The 18,793-nt window shown below is 74.0% G+C and carries 20 protein-coding genes; 13 read left to right on the forward strand and 7 right to left on the reverse strand.

Annotated elements, in window-relative coordinates:
* Window positions 1-10 precede the first annotated feature (10 nt).
* Complete coding sequence (locus tag ACZ470_RS08845; RefSeq protein WP_468425765.1) at window positions 11-1,123, reverse strand: baeRF2 domain-containing protein; 1,113 nt, start codon at window positions 1,121-1,123, stop codon at window positions 11-13.
* 61 nt (window positions 1,124-1,184) lie between these two features.
* Between ACZ470_RS08845 and ACZ470_RS08850 the strand changes: the two genes are divergently transcribed.
* Window positions 1,185-1,472 carry a DUF6158 family protein gene (locus ACZ470_RS08850; RefSeq protein WP_468425767.1) on the forward strand — a complete coding sequence of 96 codons (288 nt, stop codon included), beginning with the start codon at window positions 1,185-1,187 and terminating at the stop codon, window positions 1,470-1,472.
* Between the two features lie 25 nt (window positions 1,473-1,497).
* Here ACZ470_RS08850 and ACZ470_RS08855 read toward each other — a convergent pair whose 3' ends face one another.
* From ACZ470_RS08855 to ACZ470_RS08865, 3 genes are all read right to left on the reverse strand, one after another.
* Entirely contained in the window at window positions 1,498-2,043 is a 546-nt protein-coding gene (locus ACZ470_RS08855; RefSeq protein ID WP_468425769.1) for a type 1 glutamine amidotransferase domain-containing protein, read from the reverse strand.
* A 21-nt stretch (window positions 2,044-2,064) separates the two neighbouring features.
* Window positions 2,065-2,490 carry a CBS domain-containing protein gene (locus tag ACZ470_RS08860; RefSeq protein ID WP_468425771.1) on the reverse strand — a complete coding sequence of 142 codons (426 nt, stop codon included), beginning with the start codon at window positions 2,488-2,490 and terminating at the stop codon, window positions 2,065-2,067.
* A 71-nt stretch (window positions 2,491-2,561) separates the two neighbouring features.
* A complete protein-coding gene (locus ACZ470_RS08865; protein ID WP_468425773.1) occupies window positions 2,562-2,954 on the reverse strand; it encodes a DUF2795 domain-containing protein in 393 nt (130 codons plus the stop codon).
* A 160-nt stretch (window positions 2,955-3,114) separates the two neighbouring features.
* Between ACZ470_RS08865 and ACZ470_RS08870 the strand changes: the two genes are divergently transcribed.
* The 5 genes from ACZ470_RS08870 (at window position 3,115) to ACZ470_RS08890 (ending at window position 7,495) form a co-directional block, all read left to right on the forward strand.
* Complete coding sequence (locus tag ACZ470_RS08870) at window positions 3,115-3,255, forward strand: hypothetical protein (RefSeq protein ID WP_468425775.1); 141 nt, start codon at window positions 3,115-3,117, stop codon at window positions 3,253-3,255.
* 196 nt (window positions 3,256-3,451) lie between these two features.
* Window positions 3,452-4,249: an RNA polymerase sigma factor SigF gene (locus ACZ470_RS08875; RefSeq protein WP_468425777.1), complete on the forward strand. Its 798-nt coding sequence runs from the start codon at window positions 3,452-3,454 to the stop codon at window positions 4,247-4,249.
* Window positions 4,250-4,388: 139 nt separating this feature from the next.
* The gene (locus ACZ470_RS08880; RefSeq protein ID WP_468425778.1) at window positions 4,389-5,087 is read left to right on the forward strand and encodes a hypothetical protein; all 699 of its coding nucleotides are present in this window, start codon (window positions 4,389-4,391) and stop codon (window positions 5,085-5,087) included.
* Between the two features lie 108 nt (window positions 5,088-5,195).
* Entirely contained in the window at window positions 5,196-6,446 is a 1,251-nt protein-coding gene (locus tag ACZ470_RS08885) for an aminotransferase class I/II-fold pyridoxal phosphate-dependent enzyme (protein WP_468425780.1), read from the forward strand.
* The gene (locus tag ACZ470_RS08890; RefSeq protein WP_468425782.1) at window positions 6,443-7,495 is read left to right on the forward strand and encodes an MBL fold metallo-hydrolase; all 1,053 of its coding nucleotides are present in this window, start codon (window positions 6,443-6,445) and stop codon (window positions 7,493-7,495) included. Before ACZ470_RS08885 ends, ACZ470_RS08890 begins: the two co-directional genes overlap by 4 nt.
* 28 nt (window positions 7,496-7,523) lie before the next feature.
* On the opposite strand, the gene ACZ470_RS08895 is transcribed toward ACZ470_RS08890, so the two are convergent.
* Window positions 7,524-8,147, reverse strand: coding sequence for a DedA family protein (locus ACZ470_RS08895; RefSeq protein WP_468426294.1), 624 nt, complete (start codon window positions 8,145-8,147; stop codon window positions 7,524-7,526).
* 47 nt (window positions 8,148-8,194) lie between these two features.
* Window positions 8,195-8,968 (reverse strand): MBL fold metallo-hydrolase, encoded by a 774-nt coding sequence (locus ACZ470_RS08900; protein WP_468425784.1) that lies wholly within the window; start codon window positions 8,966-8,968, stop codon window positions 8,195-8,197.
* An 84-nt stretch (window positions 8,969-9,052) separates the two neighbouring features.
* Here ACZ470_RS08900 and ACZ470_RS08905 point away from each other — a divergent pair, with 84 nt between their 5' ends.
* The 7 genes from ACZ470_RS08905 (at window position 9,053) to dnaK (ending at window position 17,918) form a co-directional block, all read left to right on the forward strand.
* Window positions 9,053-9,454: a hypothetical protein gene (locus ACZ470_RS08905; protein WP_468425785.1), complete on the forward strand. Its 402-nt coding sequence runs from the start codon at window positions 9,053-9,055 to the stop codon at window positions 9,452-9,454.
* Window positions 9,455-9,547: 93 nt separating this feature from the next.
* On the forward strand, window positions 9,548-11,626 hold the full coding sequence (locus tag ACZ470_RS08910) for a phage holin family protein (RefSeq protein ID WP_468425787.1): 2,079 nt from the start codon (window positions 9,548-9,550) through the stop codon (window positions 11,624-11,626).
* 95 nt (window positions 11,627-11,721) lie between these two features.
* Complete coding sequence (locus ACZ470_RS08915) at window positions 11,722-12,783, forward strand: ATP-binding protein (protein ID WP_468425788.1); 1,062 nt, start codon at window positions 11,722-11,724, stop codon at window positions 12,781-12,783.
* Window positions 12,780-14,579, forward strand: a complete 1,800-nt coding sequence (locus tag ACZ470_RS08920) for a vWA domain-containing protein (RefSeq protein ID WP_468425790.1) — start codon at window positions 12,780-12,782, stop codon at window positions 14,577-14,579. Before ACZ470_RS08915 ends, ACZ470_RS08920 begins: the two co-directional genes overlap by 4 nt.
* 98 nt (window positions 14,580-14,677) lie before the next feature.
* Window positions 14,678-15,106, forward strand: a complete 429-nt coding sequence (locus ACZ470_RS08925) for an OsmC family protein (protein ID WP_399447319.1) — start codon at window positions 14,678-14,680, stop codon at window positions 15,104-15,106.
* A gap of 78 nt (window positions 15,107-15,184) precedes the next feature.
* Window positions 15,185-15,928, forward strand: coding sequence for a glycerophosphodiester phosphodiesterase family protein (locus tag ACZ470_RS08930; RefSeq protein ID WP_468425792.1), 744 nt, complete (start codon window positions 15,185-15,187; stop codon window positions 15,926-15,928).
* A gap of 112 nt (window positions 15,929-16,040) precedes the next feature.
* Complete coding sequence (gene dnaK / locus ACZ470_RS08935; RefSeq protein WP_468425794.1) at window positions 16,041-17,918, forward strand: molecular chaperone DnaK; 1,878 nt, start codon at window positions 16,041-16,043, stop codon at window positions 17,916-17,918.
* A gap of 15 nt (window positions 17,919-17,933) precedes the next feature.
* On the opposite strand, the gene ACZ470_RS08940 is transcribed toward dnaK, so the two are convergent.
* Window positions 17,934-18,749 (reverse strand): SAM-dependent methyltransferase, encoded by an 816-nt coding sequence (locus ACZ470_RS08940; protein WP_468425796.1) that lies wholly within the window; start codon window positions 18,747-18,749, stop codon window positions 17,934-17,936.
* Between the last annotated feature and the right edge of the window lie 44 nt (window positions 18,750-18,793).

The following is an 18,793-nucleotide window of genomic DNA, read 5'->3' on the forward strand; positions in this document are numbered from 1 at the left end:
CCGTAGGGACTCACTTCCAGCGCAGCAGCGCGCCCAGACCGCCGGCCGGCGCGTCGTCCCGCACACCCCGCGCCGCGGCCACCGACAGCGCGGGCGCGTCCGTGGCGACCGCCGACCGGATCAGCGCGTCGTCCGCACGCGCCGGCCACGAGTTCTGCTCACCGAGGATCTTCAGATCCGTACGCCGCACCGCCAGCTGGTCCGGATCCTCACCGATCCACACCTCACGGTGCGCGTCCGCCGAGTCCGGCCGGATCAGCAGCTCGTCGATCCGGTGCTCCCGCGCGGCCTCGACCAGCGCCGGCACGCCCTCCACGGCCCCCGCGCGGCCCTCGTCGTCGGGGCTCCGGGCGGCGAGGAACCGCTCCAGCTCCGCGGCGGCCCGGTCCTGGACGTGCTCCTCGCGGATCCGCTCCACGTCCTCGTCGAGCAGCCTGCTCCCGGTCCCGCGCGGGGCCTCCACCACCAGGTCGTGCAGCCGCTGCGGCAGCCGCTCGTGCACCGACCGCTGCTCACGGTCGTCACCGACGAGGATCAGCAGATCGGCCCCGGTCTCCTCGTGACAGACGGCGAGCGCGTCGGCGATCTCCGCCGCGTTGTGCTCCCAGGTGTTCTCCACCCGCAGCTGGAAATGGCGCTCCGACCAGTCGACGGATCCGGTGCGGTGCAGCGGCCACTGGCGTCCGGTGACGCCGCCGGCGTCGTCGCGGCCGAGCGCGCTGCGCAGCTCGAAGTCGGCGCCCTTGCGGTCCACGTAGGCGACGATGCACATCGGGTCCTCACCGGCCAGCTCCAGCAGCGGCGCGACCCTGGGCAGCGGCGCCCACTCCGCCCAGTCGCGCTGCGGGGACCTGGCCAGCGGCGGGTCGAGAACCACCTCGCCGTCCCGGGCGAACATCGCGCGGCCGTACGGCTCCGTGGAGTGCCGCAGCTCCTCCAGCGCACCGCGCACCGCCTCGCAGGTCGCCTCGTCCGCGCCCTGCTCGGCCAGCTGCCGGGCCATCGCCTGCGCCGTCAGCTGCCGCTCCTGCGGGGTGTGCTCCGTGTGCCGGGAGGTGTCGACGTAGACGGAGGCCCAAGGGCCGGGACGTTCGTAGAGTGGATTCAGGAATGCGAGTTCCATGGCTCCCTCCCGGTTGCCGTACGGGGTAGTGCTTGTGCCGACCGGCGGGTACCCGGACCGCATGAACGCACACGACGAGCGGGGCACCACGATGACCGGAGTCGAGCCGAACCGCCTGGACGACCAGCAGCTCATGAAGGAGCTGGAGACCATCCACCGCACGCGTCACGACACGCTGCTGTACGGCTCCAACGACGCGCTGCGGGCCCACAACGAGCGGATGGCGCAGCTGGAGGGCGAATATCTGCGCCGCAACCCGCGCCGCCCGGTCGCCGCGGGCCGCACACGCGAAGGTGCCCGCGAGCGGAGCGCCGCGGACACCACGACACCCACCACTCCGGGCACCTGACCCTTCGGCGGGACCGGCCCCGTACTTACGGGGTCCGCTCCGCCCCGAACACCTCCAGAAACGCCTCGCAGAACGCCTTGAGGTCGCCCGGCTTACGGCTGGTGACCAGCTTGTTCGGCCCGTGGTCGCAGATCTTCACCTGCTCGTCGACCCAGGTGGCGCCGGCGTTGCGGAGATCGGTCCGCAGGCTGGGCCAGCTGGTCAGCACCCGGCCCCGCACCACGTCGGCCTCGATCAGGGTCCAGGGCGCGTGGCAGATCGCGGCGACCGGCCGGCCCCCGTCGAAGAAGTCCCGCACGAACGCGACGGCCTTGTCGTCCATCCGCAGGAAGTCCGGGTTGGCCACCCCGCCCGGCAGCACCAGCGCGCCGAAGGAGTCCGCCGACGTCTCGCCGACGACCTCCTGCACGGGGAAGGTGTCCGCCTTGTCGAGATGGTTGAACGCCTGGATCTTCCCCGGGCTCGTCGACACGAGCACCGCTTCGTGACCGGCGTCCACGGCCGCCTGCCACGGCTCGGTCAGCTCCACCTGTTCGACGCCCTCGGGCGCGGTCAGGAATGCGATTCGCATGATGGCACTACGTCCCTTCGTTCAGCTGTTCTCGTCCGGCTCCGCACGGCTGATGTCCGCCAGTGCCGAGCCGGGATCCTGCGCCTCGGCCAGATCGCCGAGGCTCACCAGTCCCACGGGCAGACCGCCCTCGACGACCGGGATCCGGCGTATCGCGTGCTCGCGCATCAGGGCGACGGCCGAGGACACCGGGTCGTCCGGGGCGAGCGTCAACGGGTCCGGGGTGCACACCGACCCGGCGCTCACACCGAGCGGGTCCGCGCCGTCGGCGACCGCCCGGACCGTGATGTCGCGGTCGGTGAGCACGCCGACGACCCGCTGCCCGTCGGCCACCACCACGTCGCCGATGTTCTGGGTGCGCATCAGCTGCGCCGCCTCGACGATCGAGGCGTCCGGGCGTACGGCGACGACGCCCGGGGTCATCACGTCCTTGACGAACTCGGCCATGGCCGTGGGCCTCCCTCCGATCCCGGCCGCCGGGGCACCGCGGACCGGCCGCGGCGCCCCGGACGAACCGGCTACGCGGTCTCCGTCTGCCGGGACCGGGTCAGCGCCTCGGCCAGCTCCTGGACGCTGTGGTAGCGGGCCTTGCGCGGCAGCCGCTCCAGCGCCTCGATGAGCGCGTCGGGCGCGTGCCGCCGGTCCAGGGCCCGCATCAGCTCGCGCGGACCCGCGGGGAACGCCCCGCGGCTGAGGATCCTGGCCAGTTCCAGCCGCACCGACTCCAGTGACGTCGGTCCGCGGCTCGGTGTCACCGGGCCGTACGCGACCTCGGGGTCGTCCTCGGCGGACGGCTCGGGGTCGTTCCACTCCTCGGTACGGGTGGGGTGCCCGGACCGCAGCAGACCCTGCAGTTCGTGCTTCATCTCGTCGTCCCGGTGAACGCTGAGCCGGTCGCTGCCTCGCTGCATGTCTCCCTCCAGATGCTTCGGGGGTGCGCACCGCGTACCCGGGGAGCGGAGGGCAACACAGGTGTTCGGGTTCCGGATCGTGACGGCCCCGGGTTTGGCCGCCGGAGGGCGGGAGACCCGCACCGCACGCCCCCCACGCGCCTCCTGGAAAGGACCGGCCATGGCGGTGCTCGCCGTGCTCATCCCCCTGCTCATGCTCGGCGTGATCCTGATGCTGGGCCGCTACGAGGACTTCCTGCTGCCACCCGGACAGCCCGAGGGCGCCGCCTCCCCGGAGACGCTCCACACCCCGACGGCCTGAACCGGCGCGCCCGGGAAAACCCGGCCGGGGAGTTTGGCCGGACGACGCCGGGGCATGCGCAGTTCCAGTGCTTCGGACAGGAGGCACGTCCGTGGCAGCGGCATCGCACCGCTCCGGGCGCACCTGTCCCCGAACTGTGCGCTCGCCACGGTGACCGTCCGTCCCCGAGCACCCTCCGAGGGAGTTGCGACGCACCATGCCCACCCGAGCGACCGCGAAGCACCACCCGCACGACGACGCCCCCGACACCGCCGCCGCCTTCCGAAGGCTCGCCGCACTGCCCGCGGGACCGGAGCGGGACGCGCTCCGCGACGAGATCGTCGAGGCCTGGCTGCCCATGGCGGACCGTCTCGCCGGACGGTTCCGCAGTCGCGGCGAGAGCTTCGACGACCTGCGCCAGGTCGCCGCGCTCGGCCTGGTCAAGGCCGTCGACCGGTACGACCCCGAGCTCGGCAACGCGTTCGAGAGCTACGCCGTGCCGACCATCACCGGCGAGATCAAGCGGCACTTCCGCGACCACATGTGGACCCTGCACGTCCCGCGCCGGGTCCAGGACCTGCGCAACCGCGTCCGGTACGCCTCCCAGGACCTGTCCCAGACCACCCCCGGCCGTCGCCCGACCGTGGCCGAGATCGCCGAGCACGCCCATCTGACCGAGGACGACGTCCGTACCGGCCAGGAGGCGCTGGACAGCTTCACCGCGCTGTCCCTGGACGCCGAACTGCCCGGCAGCGACGACGGGTACTCGCTCGGCGACGCCCTCGGCGCCCCCGACCCGGCCCTCGACACCGTGGTCGACCGCGAGGCCGTCAAGGAAGGGCTGGCCGCGCTGCCGGAGCGGGAGCGGGCCATCCTCTACATGCGGTTCTTCGGCGACATGACGCAAAGCAGCATCGCCGAGGAGCTCGGCATCTCGCAGATGCACGTCTCCCGCCTGATCAGCCGCTGCTGCGGCCGGGTCCGGGCACAGGTCATGCGGGAGGGCGAGGAGTAGCGCGGGCCCTTCACCCGCTCGGGGGTGCGCGGTCCCGCCAATGGTGTCCGGCGGCGCGCGGCGCGGCGGGGATGGGGCTGTGATGGCCGTGGGGCGCGACCCGACGCGTGTCCCGCCGTCGCTCGAAGGAGCCCGCACCATGTCCCGCACCGCCCGTGCCCTGTCCCTCGCCGCCGCCACCGGTGCCGTTCTCGCGGCGCTCGCACCGGCCGCGTCCGCGGGGACCGCCGCCCCGGACGGCAGGGCGTCCTGGGCCACCGCCTCTCCCTCGCCCTGTCCGAAACCGGAGGGGCACGAGTGGGAGGGCCACGCACCGCAGAGCACCGGGTCCGGAGCCGGGTCCGGGGCCGCCGAACCGGACGCCGCCCTCGAACCCGCCGACCCGGAGGCGCTCGTACCGGACGGCACCGCCCTGGACGAGTTCGGCGACGACCTCGGCACCGGGGCGGAGATCCCCGCCCCCGACAGCGAACTCGCGGAACCGGACACTCTCGAGGAACCGGACGCCGCCCTCGAACCGAAGGCCGCCCGACCGAAGGACAAGGATCCCGAGGCCACGCCTCCCGAGACCGTGGACCCCGGCGCCAAGGATCCCAAGGCCATGGACCCGAAGGCCCCCGAACCGAAGCCCACCGCCCCGAAGCCCACCCCGTCGAAGGGCGGCACCCCCTGCCCCCACCCCTCGGCCCCCGCCCACCAGGGCGTCCACGCCGGTGGGGGCGGCGCCTTCACCGACTCCGTGCCGGCCCTGGCCGCCGGCGGTCTGCTGATCGCGGGCGCGTTCGGCGCCGCCGCGCACCGGCTGTACCGGGACCGCGCCACCCGCGCCGACGGCTGACGCCCGCCACCCGTGCCGTGAACGGCCCGACCCGCCCCACCACCCATGGCACGCGGCACGCTGGGTACTGACTGGCCTAGGGCACGAAGGGACTGCGCGGAGGTAGCGATGCGGCGGACGGATGCGGAAGGGCACGGTCCCGTCCGTTTCGGGCCGTCTCTCCCCGAGGACGGGCTGCCCGTCCTGCCCGAACTGGCCGCCGTGCTCGCCGCGGCCGCCTCCCGCGGCGGCGCCGAGCCGGTCGGCGGCGGCCCCGCCCTGCTGGACGCGGCCTGCGGCTACGGGGACCGGCGCGGACTGCACGCCGCCCCCGACCGGGTGGCCGTGGCCCCGGGCACCCCCGCCCTGCTGGTGGCCCTGACCGCCGCCATCGGCGGCGACGTCCTGGTGCCCCGGCCCTGCGCCGCCTGGTGGGCGCCCTACGCCCGCCTGCTCGGCAGCCCCGCCTTCCATGTGCCGACGCCGGCCGAGAGCGGCGGCGTCCCCGACCCGTACGCCCTCCTGGAGACCGTGCGCCGGCTGCGTGCCGAGGGCGGCGACCCGCGCCTGCTCGTGCTCTCCGTCGCCGACGACCCCACCGCCACCGTCGCCCCGCCCGAGCTGCTGCACGAGACCCTGGAGGCCGCCGTCGGCGAGGGGCTGCACCTGGTCAGCGACGAGACCTGGCGCGACACCCTGCACGATCCGCACGACGCCGTGCTGCTCAGCCCCGCCGAGATGCTGCCCGACCGGGTCACCGTGGTCACCGACCTGGCCGGCGCCCTGCTCCCGCCCGGCTGGCCGGCGGCGGTGGCCCGCTTCCCGGCGGGCGCGGAGGGGCACGCGCTCCACGCGCGCGTGCTGGACATCCTCACCGCGCTCGACGCGCGCGTCGCCGCCCCCGTCGCCGCCGCGGCCGCCCACGCGCTGGCCGAGCCCGAGCCGGTCACCGCGCGCGTCGCCGACGCCGTGCGCCTGCACGCGCGCGTGGCCGCCGCGGCGCACCGCGCGGTCGTCGCCGCGGGCGCCCTGGCCCGGCCCCCGTGCTGCGGACGGCACCTCTACGCCGACCTCTCCCCCCTGGCCCCCGCGCTCACCGCGCGCGGCATCGGCGACGCCCAGGAACTGGAGGACTTCCTCACCGCCCGGCTCGGCATGCCCGCACCGGGCGGTCACCGCTTCGGGGACGATCTCGAGGCCCCGCGCGTACGGCTGTCCACCGCACCCCTGCTGGGCGACACCGCCGACCTGCGCGCGGAAGCGCTGGGTTCGCCCGACCCCCTGGAACTGCCCCAGGTGCGGAGCGCGTTGACCCGGCTGACCTGGGTCCTCGACGAACTCCGCGACGACGCCCGGCGGCGACGGGAGGCTCCCCGATGACGCGGCACCCGGAGCCGACCACGGGAACGGCCGGCCCGGAACCGGGGTCCGAGCCCGCCGTCGCCCCGGCTCCCTCGTACCCGCCGCTCGCCGAACCCCGTCCGCTCGCCGAACGCCGGATGTGGCCCCGCACCTTCCACGACCGGTTGACGTCCCCGCTGCCCGGTCTGAAGGCCCTCGCCCGCTTCGCCCGCGAGGGCGCGTTGCGGCCCGCCCCGGACGGCCTCGCCGACATCGCCCGGCTGCCGTACGCGCCGGGCCCGCTGCCCCGCGTCGACGCCCGCACGGTCGCCGTCACCTGGGTGGGGCACGCCAGTTGGGTGCTGCGGATCGGCGGGCTCACCGTGCTGACCGACCCGGTCTGGTCCCGCCGCATCCTCGGCACTCCCGCCCGGATCACCCCCGTCGGCGTCGCCTGGGAGGCGCTGCCGCGCGTCGACGCGGTCGTCATCAGCCACAACCACTACGACCACCTCGACGCCCCCACCCTGCGCCGGCTCCCGCGCGACACCCCCGTGTTCGTGCCGGCCGGGCTCGCCCGCTGGTTCCACCGCCGCACGTTCACCCGCGTCACCGAGCTCGACTGGTGGGAGGCGGCCGAACTCGACGGAGTCCGCTTCGACTTCGTACCGGCCCACCACTGGTCCAAGCGCACCCTGACCGACACCTGCCGCTCCCTGTGGGGCGGCTGGGTGCTCACCGACCCCGACGGCCGGCGCGTCCACTTCGCCGGCGACTCCGGCTACGGCCACTGGTTCTCCCGCATCGGCCGCCGCTACCCCGGCATCGACCTCACTCTGCTGCCCATCGGCGCCTACGATCCCCGCTGGTGGCTGGCGGACGTCCACTGCGACCCGGAGGAGGCGGTACGCGCCGCCCAGGACCTCGGCGCCCGCCACATGGCCCCCATGCACTGGGGCACGTTCGTCCTCTCCGCGGAACCGGTCCTGGAACCCCTCGTCCGCGTCCGCGCCGCCTGGCAGCGGACCGGTCTGCCCCGCGAGAACCTGTGGGACCTGCCCGTGGGCGGCTCCCGCATCCTGGAGTGACCGGGACGCCGCGCCGACCGGGGGAGGGTCAGCCCGCCTCCGTGCCCCGCATCCGCCGCCACAGGCCCGGGGCCACGCTGATCAGCACGGTCAGCACGACCGCCGCGAGCACGCCCTCCCACGGCTCGTCGAAGAGCGAGCCGCCGAGGACACCGATCAGCTGGTACGTCACCGCCCACGCCAGACAGGCGGGCAGATTGCCGCGCACGAAGCGCCGCACCGGCCACTTCGCGAGCAGACAGGCCAGCATCACCGGCAGCCGCCCGGCCGGGATCAGCCGGGACAGCACCAGCACCGCCACCCCGTGGTCGGCGAGCTTCCGCTGCGCCTGCTCCAGCCGGTCCTCCGGGGCGCGCTCCCGGATCGCCTCCAGCCAGCGGGAGCCGTTCCTCGACTTCATCCCGCGCCGCCCCAGCCAGTACAGCGCCACGTCCCCGAGGAACGCCGCCAGCGACGCCGTCACGAACACCAGCGCCATCGAGAAGGGCGCCGTCTGGTGGAACGCGACCACGGCCGCCGAACTGACCAGCGCGCCCGTCGGCACCACCGGCACCAGCGCCCCGATCAGCACCAGCAGGAACAGCGACGGGTACCCGATCGCCTGCTGGGTGGACTCGGGCGCCACGGCCGGCACGGCCGCCAGCACGGCCACCGACGGCAGTGCCGCACCGGCCGCCTGACCCAGGGCGGCGGGAAGGATCACCGCGCGACCTCCAGGCGGACGCTCTCCCCGTGCCCCAGCCGGTGCACCGTCACACCGGGCGCGTGCCGGGCGGCCAGCCGCTCGAACTCGTGGCCCGGCGCGTGGAACTCGTGCGGGCGCACGGCGTCCATCCCGATCGGCCAGTACGTGCCGTAGTGCACCGGCACCGCGCTGGGCGCCCCCAGCCGGGCCAGCGCCTCGGCCGCGCGCCCCGCGTCCAGATGCTCCTCGCCGAGGTACGGCCCCCAGCCGCCCACCGGGAGCAGCGCCACGTCGACCGGCCCGACCTCCTTGGCCATCGCGTCGAACAGGCCGGTGTCCCCGGCGAAGTACGTCCGCGCCTCACCCTCCACGACATAGCCGAGGGCCGGGGAGCGGTGCGGTCCGACCGGCAGCCGCCGCCCGTCGTGCCGCGCGGGCACCGCCCGTACGACCAGACCGCCGACGGTCGTCACGTCGCCGGGCGCCATCTCGCCCACGTCGAGATGCGTGAGCCGGCGCAGCCCCGGCACCGCGCGTGGTGCGCCCCGGGGCACGAGCAGGCGCGTGCCCGGGGCGAGCCGGGCCAGCGAGGGCACGTGCAGATGGTCGGCGTGCAGATGGGAGACCAGGGCCACGTCCGCGTACCGGGCCTCGGCCGGCGGCACCGCGCCGCGCCGGCGCCGCAGATGGGCGAGCCGGCGGGCGAACAGGGGGTCGGTGAGCACGCGCGTGTGCGAGTCCTCGACCGTGCAGGTGGCGTGACCCCACCACGTGACCTCCACCGGCACCTCTTCGCCTCCTTCGCGCGACTCCCCGAAGCCTACGGGCAGGAGTAGGGTCGGCGGCGAAAAGCGGAGGTGAGGGGGGACGCCATGGGGCCGGTGCGGGTGACGGCGATCGCGAGTCTGACACCGCTGGAGGAACTGGACGCCGATCCCTTCCTGGTGGACTCCCGCAGCCAGCACGCCATGTGCGCCCGCTGGGCCGCCGAACACGGCCATGTGCTGGCGCGGGAACTCCTCGTCCGGGGACTGCGCGCCGACCACTGCCTGCTGTGGGAGGGGGTGCGGCCCGGCGCCGATCTGTTCGTGGCGCCCAGCCTGCGGGTACTGGAACGCGCGCTGTCGTCCGTCGAGGAGTTCACCGCGGAGTGTGCCAGGCGCGGGGTGCGCGTGGAGACGGTGGGCCGCGCGGAGCCGGCGTACGACGCGGCGATGAAGGCGTGTGTGCACCGGCGGCTGTCGATGCCGACCGCCGGCTACGACGGCCGCTGAGCCGTCGCCGGCCGGTGCGACCGGGGACGAAACGCCCGCTCCGGCCGTTGTGACAGGGTGGACAGCGGGCCGGGACCGGCCAGGACGTGAGGTGTGCGGGGCGTGCGTGGCGGGCGGTGGCGACGGGTCGCCAGTCAGATCGGACGGAGTGTCGCCGTGTGGGCGGTCTCCACGCTCACCATGCTGCTGCTCGCCGGCATCCTGCCCGACTTCCGGCTGCGCTCGGCCGACGGCGACAGCGCCACCGACATCGCCGTCACCGCCGCCCTCGGCGCCGGCGCCTTCGGTCTGCTCTCCGCCCTGGCCTGGCCGCTGCTCGTACGCCTGCTGCTGCTCGTCCCGGCGCTCGTCCTCGGCCTGCTGGTGTTCTTCCTCAACGGCGCCCTGCTGTGGCTGGCCCTCCAGGTCAACCCCGTCGAACGCGGTGCCGCCGCACCGGAGACGGCGGTCGTGGTCGCCGCCGTCATGTCCGCCGTCGCGTCCGCCACGGGTGCCGCCCTCGCCGTCCGCGACGACGACGCCTACCGCCGCCGGCTCTACCGCCTCGCCGACCGCAGACGGCGCTCCACGCCGCCCTGCCCCACCACCCCCGGCACCGTCTTCGTCCAGCTCGACGGCGTCGGCCACGACGTCCTGCGGGACGCCGTCGACAAGGGACTCATGCCCACCGTCGCGCGCTGGCTCGGCACCGGCACCGGCGACCGCCCCACCCACCGCCTCACCCCCTGGCGCACCGACTGGTCCAGCCAGACCGGCGCCAGCCAGCTCGGCATCCTGCACGGCAGCAACCACGACGTCCCCGCCTTCCGCTGGTACGAGAAGGCGCGCCGCGAGGTGATGGTCTGCAACCGGCCCACCAGCGCCGCCGAACTCCAGGCCCGCGCCATCGAGTACTCCGGCCACGCCGGACTGCTCGCCCACGACGGGGCCAGCCGCGGCAACCTCTTCAGCGGCGGCGCCGACGAACAGGCCCTGGTGCTCTCCATCGCCACCCGCCGCCGCGGCCCCGCGGCCCGCTCCCGCGCGGGCTACTTCGCCTACTTCTCCGACCCCGCCAACGCCGTACGCACCGCGCTGTCGTTCGTCGCCGAGGTGGGCCGGGAGATCGGCCAGTCCACCCGGGCCAGGGTCCGCAAGCAGCGCCCGCGCGTCTCGCGCGGCGGGCTCTACCCCTTCGTACGGGCCTTCGCGACCGTCGTCGAACGGGACGTCGTCGTCGCCGCCGTGACGGGCGACCTGCTGGCCGGCCGCACCGCCGTCTACGCCGACCTGGTGGCCTACGACGAGGTCGCCCACCACTCCGGGCCCACGAGCCGGGACACCGAGAAGGTCCTCCAGCGCCTGGACCGCGCCCTCGCCCTGATCGAGAACGTCGCCGAGCACGCCCCCCGCCCGTACCGGATCGTCGTCCTCTCCGACCACGGGCAGAGCCCCGGCGAGACCTTCCGCTCCCGCTACGGTCTCACCCTCGGCGACCTGGTGCGGGCCGGCTGCGGACTGCCCGTGCCGCGCCGGGCCCGGCGCACCCACAGCGGCGCGGAGGCCCGTGCGGCGGTCCGCGCGGCGCTGCGCCGGCCCGTCGAGGAGGGCGCCGAGCACTACCGCCCCTCCCGCGGCTCCGAACCCGTCGTGCTCGCCTCCGGCAACCTCGGCCTGGTCTCCTTCCCGGACGTGCCGCACCGGATGACCAAGGAGGAGATCGACGCCCGCCACCCCGCGCTGCTGCCGACCCTCGCCAACCACCCCGGCGTCGGTTTCCTCCTCGTCCGCAGTGAACGCCACGGCGGGGTCGTACTCGGCGCCTACGGCGCGGAGATCCCCCTCGACCGACTGGACGACAACCCCGGCCCGCTGGCCGCGTTCGGCCCCGGCGCCGCCGACGTCGTACGACGCACCCACACCTTCCCGCACACCGCCGACATCATGGTCAACTCCTTCCACGACCCCGCCGACGGAGAGGTCCTCGCCTTCGAGGAGCAGATCGGCTCCCACGGCGGCCTCGGCGGCGCCCAGTCCCGCCCCTTCCTGCTCTCCCCGCTCGCCCTGTCCGCGCCGGTCCCCGACGGCGCGGAGCTCGCCGGTGCCGAGCGGATCCACCAGGTGCTGCGCCGCTGGCTGACCGAGTCGGACGAGGCGGGGGTGCCGGAGCCGGACCGGGAGCGGGCCGCCTGACCGCCCGACGGGCACCGGAAATTCGGCTGCGTGAGCGATCGCCGCGGCCCACACTGTCCGTATTCGCCCGTCCCCCGGACCCCTGGAGCCGCTGCGTGCAGGCAGCCGTCACCGTCACCCCCGCCCGCATCCCGGAGCTGCTGCTCGGTCTCGCGACCGTGCGGCCGGTGTTCCTCTGGGGCGCTCCCGGCATCGGAAAGTCCTCCCTGGTGAGGGAGTTCGCCGAGAGTCTGGGGCTGGAGTGCGTGAGTCTGCTGGGCACCCAGCTCGCCCCCGAGGACCTCATCGGCGTCCCGCAGATCCGGGACGGCCGCTCGGTGTTCTGCCCGCCCGAGGCCATCGCCCGCGACGAGCCGTACTGCCTGTTCCTGGACGAGCTCAACGCGGCCACCCCGGACGTGCAGAAGGCGTTCTACTCGCTGATCCTGGACCGCCGCATCGGCGACTACGAGCTGCCCAAGGGCTCCATCGTCATCGGCGCCGGCAACCGCGCCACCGACAACGCGCTCGCCCGCCCCATCGCCTCCGCGCTCGTCAACCGCCTCACCCACGTCCACCTGGAGGCGTCCCCCAAGGACTGGCTGGTGTGGGCCGCCAACAACGGCATCCACCCGTGGATCACCGACCACCTCACCGACCGCCCCGACCACCTCTGGTCCAAGCCGCCCAAGACCGAGGAACCCTTCTCCACGCCCCGCTCCTGGCACATGCTCTCCGACGCGCTGCACTCCTTCGGCCGCGACCTCGACGAGGACACCCTGAAGGTCCTCGCGCACGGCACCCTCACCCCCGCGCACGCCACGGCCTTCTGCGGCTACGTCAAGATCGTGCGCAGCCGCTTCGGCATCGACGCCGTCATCAAGGGCGAGGCCCGCTGGCCGCACCGACTCGAGGACCGCGACCTGCTCTACTACCTCGCCGAGTCCTTCCGCGGACGCCTGGTCAAGGAACTCCCGGCGACCAAGGAGCACATGTCGGCGAACGGCCGCCAGACCGCGTACCGCGCCAAGTCGCTGCTGGTGCAGCTCGCCGAGATCTCCGTCGAGGTCGCCCAGACCGTCATCGCCTCCGACAACGACGGCAACCCCGTCCTGCCGTCCTGGTTCCTCGTCGAGGCGGCCCGCGACATGCCCCGGCTGGTGGAGGCGCGCCGGTGAGCCGCCCCCGCGCGAAGGGGCCGAAGAAGCGGGACCTCGCGGGGGAGGCGTTCGACGCCGGGCTCCGCCTGGTGCGGGCCAACCCCGCGCTGGCCGCCGTCGACTTCGACGTCTGCCGCCGGGAGAACTGCGAACTCGCGCCCCGGGACGGGCTGGTGCGCGTGGACTCCGAGGCCGTCCTGCACGCCCACCCGGACCGCATGGCCGACCCGGACACCTGGGCGTGGGCCCTCGCGCACGCCGTCCTCCACCTCGGCTTCGGCCACGTCCCGGCCGCCAAGGGCACCCGCGAGCAGCCCGACCACAGCGAGCTCGCCGCCCGCTGCGTGGTCGTCAACCGCTTCCTGCTGGGTTTCCCCGTCGGCACGGCGCCCGACCACCTGCCCGCCGCGTACCCCGACGGCGACGAGGAGCGGCTCGCCGCGGGCTGGCGACGGGACGGGGTCCCGGCCGTGTACGAGCGCTGCGGCACGGCGGGCGGCGAGGCGGACCTGTACCTCCAGGAGTGGCACGGCTGGTACGGGCAGCCGCCGGACCACCAACTGGCGTTCGCCGCCGCCCTCACCCGCACGGTGTCCGCCGCGATGGACATGGCGGGCGGCCGCCGCGACAGCCTCGACGGCAAGCCGGCCCCACGGCGTCCCTGGGAGCGGGCGCTCGGCTGGTTCGTCTCCTCCTACCCCCTGCTCGGCGGTATCGCCTCCGGCATGACCCTCGTCGCCGACGCCGAACTCGCCCGCGCCCACGGCATCTCCGTCGCCGCCGTCGACGCCGGGGCCGGCGAGATCTACGTCAACCCGCTGCGCCGGCTCGAGGACGAGGAGTGGCGGTTCGTCCTGGCCCACGAGATGCTGCACGCCGCCCTGCGCCACGGCGACCGCTGCGGCGGACGCGACCCGTACCTGTTCAACGTCGCCTGCGACTTCGTCATCAACGGCTGGCTGAACGAGATGCGGGTCGGCACCATGCCGGAGGGCCTGCTGTACGACAAGGAGCTCGCCGGGCTGTCCGCCGAGGAGGTCTACGACCGGATCGCCGTCGACCTGCGCCGCATGCGCCGGCTGGCCACCCTGCGCGGCAAGGGGCTCGGCGACATCCTCGGCGGCCCCCTCGGCCCGCCCCGCGACCACGTCGACCTCGACGGCTTCTACCGCCGCGGTCTCGCCCAGGGCCTGGACCTGCACGACCGGCAGGAGCGCGGCTTCCTGCCCGGCGGCCTCGTCGAGGAGATCCGCGCGCTCAGCCATCCGCCGCTGCCCTGGGACGCCCGCCTCGCCCGCTGGTTCGACGAGTTCGTGCCGCGCCCGGAGCCGCTCCGGTCGTACGCCCGGCCGTCCCGGCGGCAGGCCTCCACCCCCGACATCCCGCGCGCCGGGCGGTACTTCCCGCCCGAGGAGATCGCCCGCTGCACCTTCGGCGTCGTCCTGGACACCTCCGGCTCCATGAACCGCGTCCTGCTCGGCAAGGCGCTCGGCGCCATCGCCTCCTACGCCGAGGCCCGCGACGTACCGGCGGCCCGCGTGGTGTTCTGCGACGCGGCACCGCACGACGCGGGCTATGTGCCGGTCACCGAGATCGCCGGACGGGTGCGGGTGCACGGCCGCGGCGGCACCGTCCTCCAGCCCGGCGTCGACCTCCTCCAGCGCGCCGACGACTTCCCGCCCACAGCACCGGTCCTGGTCATCACCGACGGCTGGTGCGACGTCCTGCGGGTCCGGCGCGAGCACGCGTATCTGATCCCGCGGGGCGCCCGGCTGCCGTTCACCGCGAGAGGGCCCGTCTTCCGGGTGAGTTGAGCCGTGATGTGATCGGATGGGGGCGGGCACCCGGTGACACGGGTTCCCGGACCGAGCACCGCCGGACACACGGCCGGACATTTTCGAAAGGATGCGTCATGGCAGCCACGCGCTCCGCACACACCGTTTGGGAAGGCAACCTGTTCAAGGGCAGCGGGGTCGTCGCCTTCGACTCCTCCGGCAGCATCGCTGAGCAGCCCGTCACCTGGGCGTCGCGTGCCGAGGAGGCGAACGGGAAGACCAGCCCGGAGGAGCTGATCGCCGCCGCGCACTCCAGCTGCTTCTCGATGGCCCTCTCCAACGGCCTCGACAAGGCCGGCACCCCGCCGACCAAGCTGACGACCTCCGCCGATGTCACCTTCGTGCCCGGTGAGGGCATCACCGGCATCCACCTCACGGTCGAGGGCACCGTCCCCGGCCTGGACGAGGCCGGCTTCGTCGCCGCCGCCGAGGACGCCAAGGTGAACTGCCCGGTCAGCCAGGCCCTGAAGGGCACGAACATCACCCTGACGGCCAAGCTCGCCTGACCCGCCCGCCGGGCCACCACCGCAGGCCGCTCCAGCCGGGGCGGCCTGCGGCACGTCCACCGCCGGGAGCCGACCACCATGACGCCACGCCCCGCCGTCTCCGCCCACCAGGGCGGCTCCGAACGCGCCGCCCCGGCGACCCGGGAGGCGTACGAGGACGCGCTCGCGTCCGGCGCCGAGTACGTCGAGTTCGACGTCCGGCACACGGCGGACGGGGTCTTCGTCGTCCACCACGACCCGCGGGTGGGGCCCACCGGCCCGCCGCTGTCCGCGCTCACCCACGCCGAGCTGAACGATCGCGCCGGATACCGGGTGCCCGCCGTGGAGGAGGTCATGGAGCTGGTCGCCGGGAAGCTCGTCGCCCATCTGGACCTCAAGGAGACCGGCCACGAGCGGGAGCTGATCGACCGCGCGGTCGCCCTGCTCGGCGAGGACGGCTTCGTCGCCACCACCCTCGAGGACCGCTCCGTCGCCGCCATCACCGCCGCCCGCCCCCGGGTGCGCACCGTGCTGTCGCTCGGCCGGGACGGCAAGGACATCTCCCCGGGCCGCCTGGTGCGGACCCGGCTCGGCGAGCTGCTGCCCATGCGTCGGGTCCGCGCCTGCGGCGCCCACGGCGTGGCAGCGCACTGGCGCCTCGCCCGCGCCACCGTGCTGCGCGAGGCGGCACGCAACGGACTGTTCACCATGGTGTGGACCGTCAACGAGGACGCGGCGCTGCGCGGCTTCCTCGGCGACCCGCGCGTGGACGTCCTGATCACCGACCGTCCCCGGCGCGCCGTGGAGCTGCGCGACCACACGGACGCCCACACCGTCCGTTGACAACCATCCGCTCAAACTATTGACAACAGGCCGCTCAAGTTTTGTGCTGGAAGCCTGGAAGTCTGTGAGGTCCGGAGAGGTGCCCCCGGCGGAACGGCGGAAGGGGACGGCGATGGGACGTGCGGTCGGAATCGACCTGGGAACCACGAACTCGGTGGTGGCCGTGCTGGAGGGCGGTGAGCCCACCGTCATCGCCAACGCGGAGGGCGCCCGGACCACCCCCTCGGTCGTGGCCTTCGCCAAGAACGGCGAGGTGCTGGTCGGCGAGGTCGCCAAGCGGCAGGCCGTGACGAACGTGGAACGCACCGCCCGCTCGGTCAAGCGCTACATGGGCGACGCCCGGTGGCGGTTCCCCGAGCAGGGCTCCGTCGACGGCACCCGCTACACGGCGCAGGAGCTGTCGGCCCGGGTGCTCCAGAAGCTGCGGCGGGACGCCGAGTCCTACCTCGGCGAGGACGTCACCGACGCGGTGATCACCGTGCCGGCGTACTTCGACGACACCCAGCGGCAGGCCACGAAGGAGGCCGGGGAGATCGCCGGCCTGAAGGTGCTGAGGATCATCAACGAGCCCACGGCGGCGGCCCTGGCGTACGGACTGGACAAGGAGAACGACCAGACCGTCCTCGTCTTCGACCTGGGCGGCGGCACCTTCGACGTGTCGCTGCTCGACATCGGCGAGGGCGTCATCGAGGTGAAGGCCACCAACGGCGACACCCACCTCGGCGGCGACGACTGGGACCAGCGCCTCGTGGAGTACCTCGCCAAGCGCTTCAAGGGCCAGTACGGCGTCGACCTGGCGCAGGACAAGATGGCCGTGCAGCGACTGAGGGAGGCCGCCGAGAAGGCCAAGATCGAACTGTCCTCCTCGTCGGAGACCACCATCAACCTGCCCTACATCACGGCGTCCGCCGAAGGCCCCCTGCACCTCGACGAGAAGCTCACCCGCGCCCAGTTCCAGGAACTCACCGAGGACCTTCTCGAACGCTGCAAGCAGCCCTTCCACCAGGCCGTCAAGGACGCCGGTGTGAAGCTCTCCGCCGTCGACCACGTCATCCTCGTCGGCGGCTCCACCCGGATGCCCGCCGTCACCGAACTGGTCCGCGAACTCACCGGCAAGGACCCGCACAAGGGCGTCAACCCCGACGAGGTGGTGGCCGTCGGCGCCGCCCTCCAGGCGGGCGTCATCCGCGGTGACGTCAAGGACGTCCTGCTCCTCGACGTCACCCCGCTGTCCCTGGGCATCGAGACCAAGGGCGGCATCATGACGAAGCTGATCGAACGCAACACCACGATCCCCACCCGGCGTTCGGAGATCTTCACCACCGCCACCGACAACCAGCCCTCGGTCGGCATCCAGGTCTACCAGGGCGAACGCGAGATCGCCGCCTACAACAAGAAGCTCGGCGTCTTCGACCTCACCGGCCTGCCCCCGGCGCCGCGCGGCGTCCCGCAGATCGAGGTGGCCTTCGACATCGACGCCAACGGCATCATGCACGTCTCCGCCAAGGACCTCGCCACCGGCCGCGAACAGAAGATGACCGTCACCGGCGGCTCGGCCCTCCCCAAGGACGACATCGACCGCATGATGCGCGAGGCCGAGCAGTACGCCGAGGAGGACCGCAACCGCCGCGAGGCCGCCGAGACCCGCAACCAGGCCGAACAACTCGTCTACCAGACCGAGCGGTTCCTGCGGGACAACAGCGACAGGATTCCCGGCGACACCAGGACCGAGGTCGAGTCGGCCGTCACGGAGGTGAAGCGGCTGCTGGAGCAACAGTCCTCCGACACCGCCGAGTTGCGCGCCGGCGTGGAGAAACTCGCCTCGGTCAGCCAGAAGATGGGCCAGGCGATGTACGCGCAGACCCAGCCGAGCACCCCCACGGAGGGCGCCGAGCAGCAGAGTTCACCGCAGGAGGACGACGGCGTCGTCGACGCGGAGATCGTCGACGACGACAAGGACACCGGCCGGCGGGAGAACGGCGCGGCCTGACCCGCCGCGCCGGGGTCACGGTTTGCGGGCGACCCCCGCGTACACCGGCACGATGCCCTCCGCCTGCGCCTCCACGTCCTCCGCCTCCGGGCGCCAGCCGTGCACCGGGATCACCCCCGGGCCCAGCAGTTCGAGGCCGGTGAAGAAGCGGGAGAACCCGGCCAGCGAGCGCGGGTGGAAGGGCGTACCGCCGCGCCGGAAGTGCTCCGCCGCCTGCCCCACGGCCTCGGGGCTCAGATCGGGCGTGACCTGGGAGAGGATCAGATAGCTGCCCGGCGCCAGCGCGGCCTTGTACCGCTCCAGCAGGCCGTACACGTCGTCGCCGTCCGGGTCGTCGCCCAGGTAGTGGGTCAGTGCGACCAGCGACAGCGCCACGGGCCGGCCCAGGTCCAGCGACTCGGCGGCCCGGCGCAGCAGCGTGTCCGCGTCCCGCACATCGGCGTGCACGTACCGGGTGCTGCCCTCGGCGGTGCCGCGCAGCAGCGCCTCGGCGTGCCGCAGCACGATCGGGTCGTTGTCCGCGTACACCACCCGGGACTCCGCGGCCACGCCCTGCGCCACCTGGTGCAGATTGGGCTCGGTCGGGATGCCCGTGCCGATGTCCAGGAACTGGCGTATCCCCGCCTCGGCGACCGTGCGCACCGCGCGGTGCATGAACCGGCGGTTGGCCCGCGCCCCGCGCAGCACCGTGCCGTCCGACGCGAGGATCCGGCGCGCCAGTTCCTCGTCCACCGGGTAGTTGTCCTTGCCGCCGAGCCACCAGTCGTAGACCCGCGCCGGGTGCGGGCGGCTGGTGTCGATGCGGACGGGCGCGGCGTCGGATCCGGTCATGGGCAGTCTTCTCCTCGTGAGGTGCGAAGGCTCGCTCGCGGGTG

The organism is Streptomyces sp. NPDC031111 (assembly GCF_055570675.1).

Bases quoted from the DNA above. Each gene is read 5' to 3' on its own strand.
- ACZ470_RS08875 (WP_468425777.1), top strand. From the start codon at position 3,452: ATGCCCACCCGAGCGACCGCGAAGCACCACCCGCACGACGACGCCCCC.
- ACZ470_RS08855 (WP_468425769.1), bottom strand. From the start codon at position 2,043: ATGCGAATCGCATTCCTGACCGCGCCCGAGGGCGTCGAACAGGTGGAG.
- ACZ470_RS08860 (WP_468425771.1), bottom strand. From the start codon at position 2,490: ATGGCCGAGTTCGTCAAGGACGTGATGACCCCGGGCGTCGTCGCCGTA.
- ACZ470_RS08865 (WP_468425773.1), bottom strand. From the start codon at position 2,954: ATGCAGCGAGGCAGCGACCGGCTCAGCGTTCACCGGGACGACGAGATG.
- ACZ470_RS08885 (WP_468425780.1), top strand. From the start codon at position 5,196: ATGCGGCGGACGGATGCGGAAGGGCACGGTCCCGTCCGTTTCGGGCCG.
- dnaK (WP_468425794.1), top strand. From the start codon at position 16,041: ATGGGACGTGCGGTCGGAATCGACCTGGGAACCACGAACTCGGTGGTG.
- ACZ470_RS08905 (WP_468425785.1), top strand. From the start codon at position 9,053: ATGGGGCCGGTGCGGGTGACGGCGATCGCGAGTCTGACACCGCTGGAG.
- ACZ470_RS08940 (WP_468425796.1), bottom strand. From the start codon at position 18,749: ATGACCGGATCCGACGCCGCGCCCGTCCGCATCGACACCAGCCGCCCG.
- ACZ470_RS08925 (WP_399447319.1), top strand. From the start codon at position 14,678: ATGGCAGCCACGCGCTCCGCACACACCGTTTGGGAAGGCAACCTGTTC.
- ACZ470_RS08870 (WP_468425775.1), top strand. From the start codon at position 3,115: ATGGCGGTGCTCGCCGTGCTCATCCCCCTGCTCATGCTCGGCGTGATC.
- ACZ470_RS08880 (WP_468425778.1), top strand. From the start codon at position 4,389: ATGTCCCGCACCGCCCGTGCCCTGTCCCTCGCCGCCGCCACCGGTGCC.
- ACZ470_RS08930 (WP_468425792.1), top strand. From the start codon at position 15,185: ATGACGCCACGCCCCGCCGTCTCCGCCCACCAGGGCGGCTCCGAACGC.
- ACZ470_RS08850 (WP_468425767.1), top strand. From the start codon at position 1,185: ATGAACGCACACGACGAGCGGGGCACCACGATGACCGGAGTCGAGCCG.
- ACZ470_RS08845 (WP_468425765.1), bottom strand. From the start codon at position 1,123: ATGGAACTCGCATTCCTGAATCCACTCTACGAACGTCCCGGCCCTTGG.
- ACZ470_RS08890 (WP_468425782.1), top strand. From the start codon at position 6,443: ATGACGCGGCACCCGGAGCCGACCACGGGAACGGCCGGCCCGGAACCG.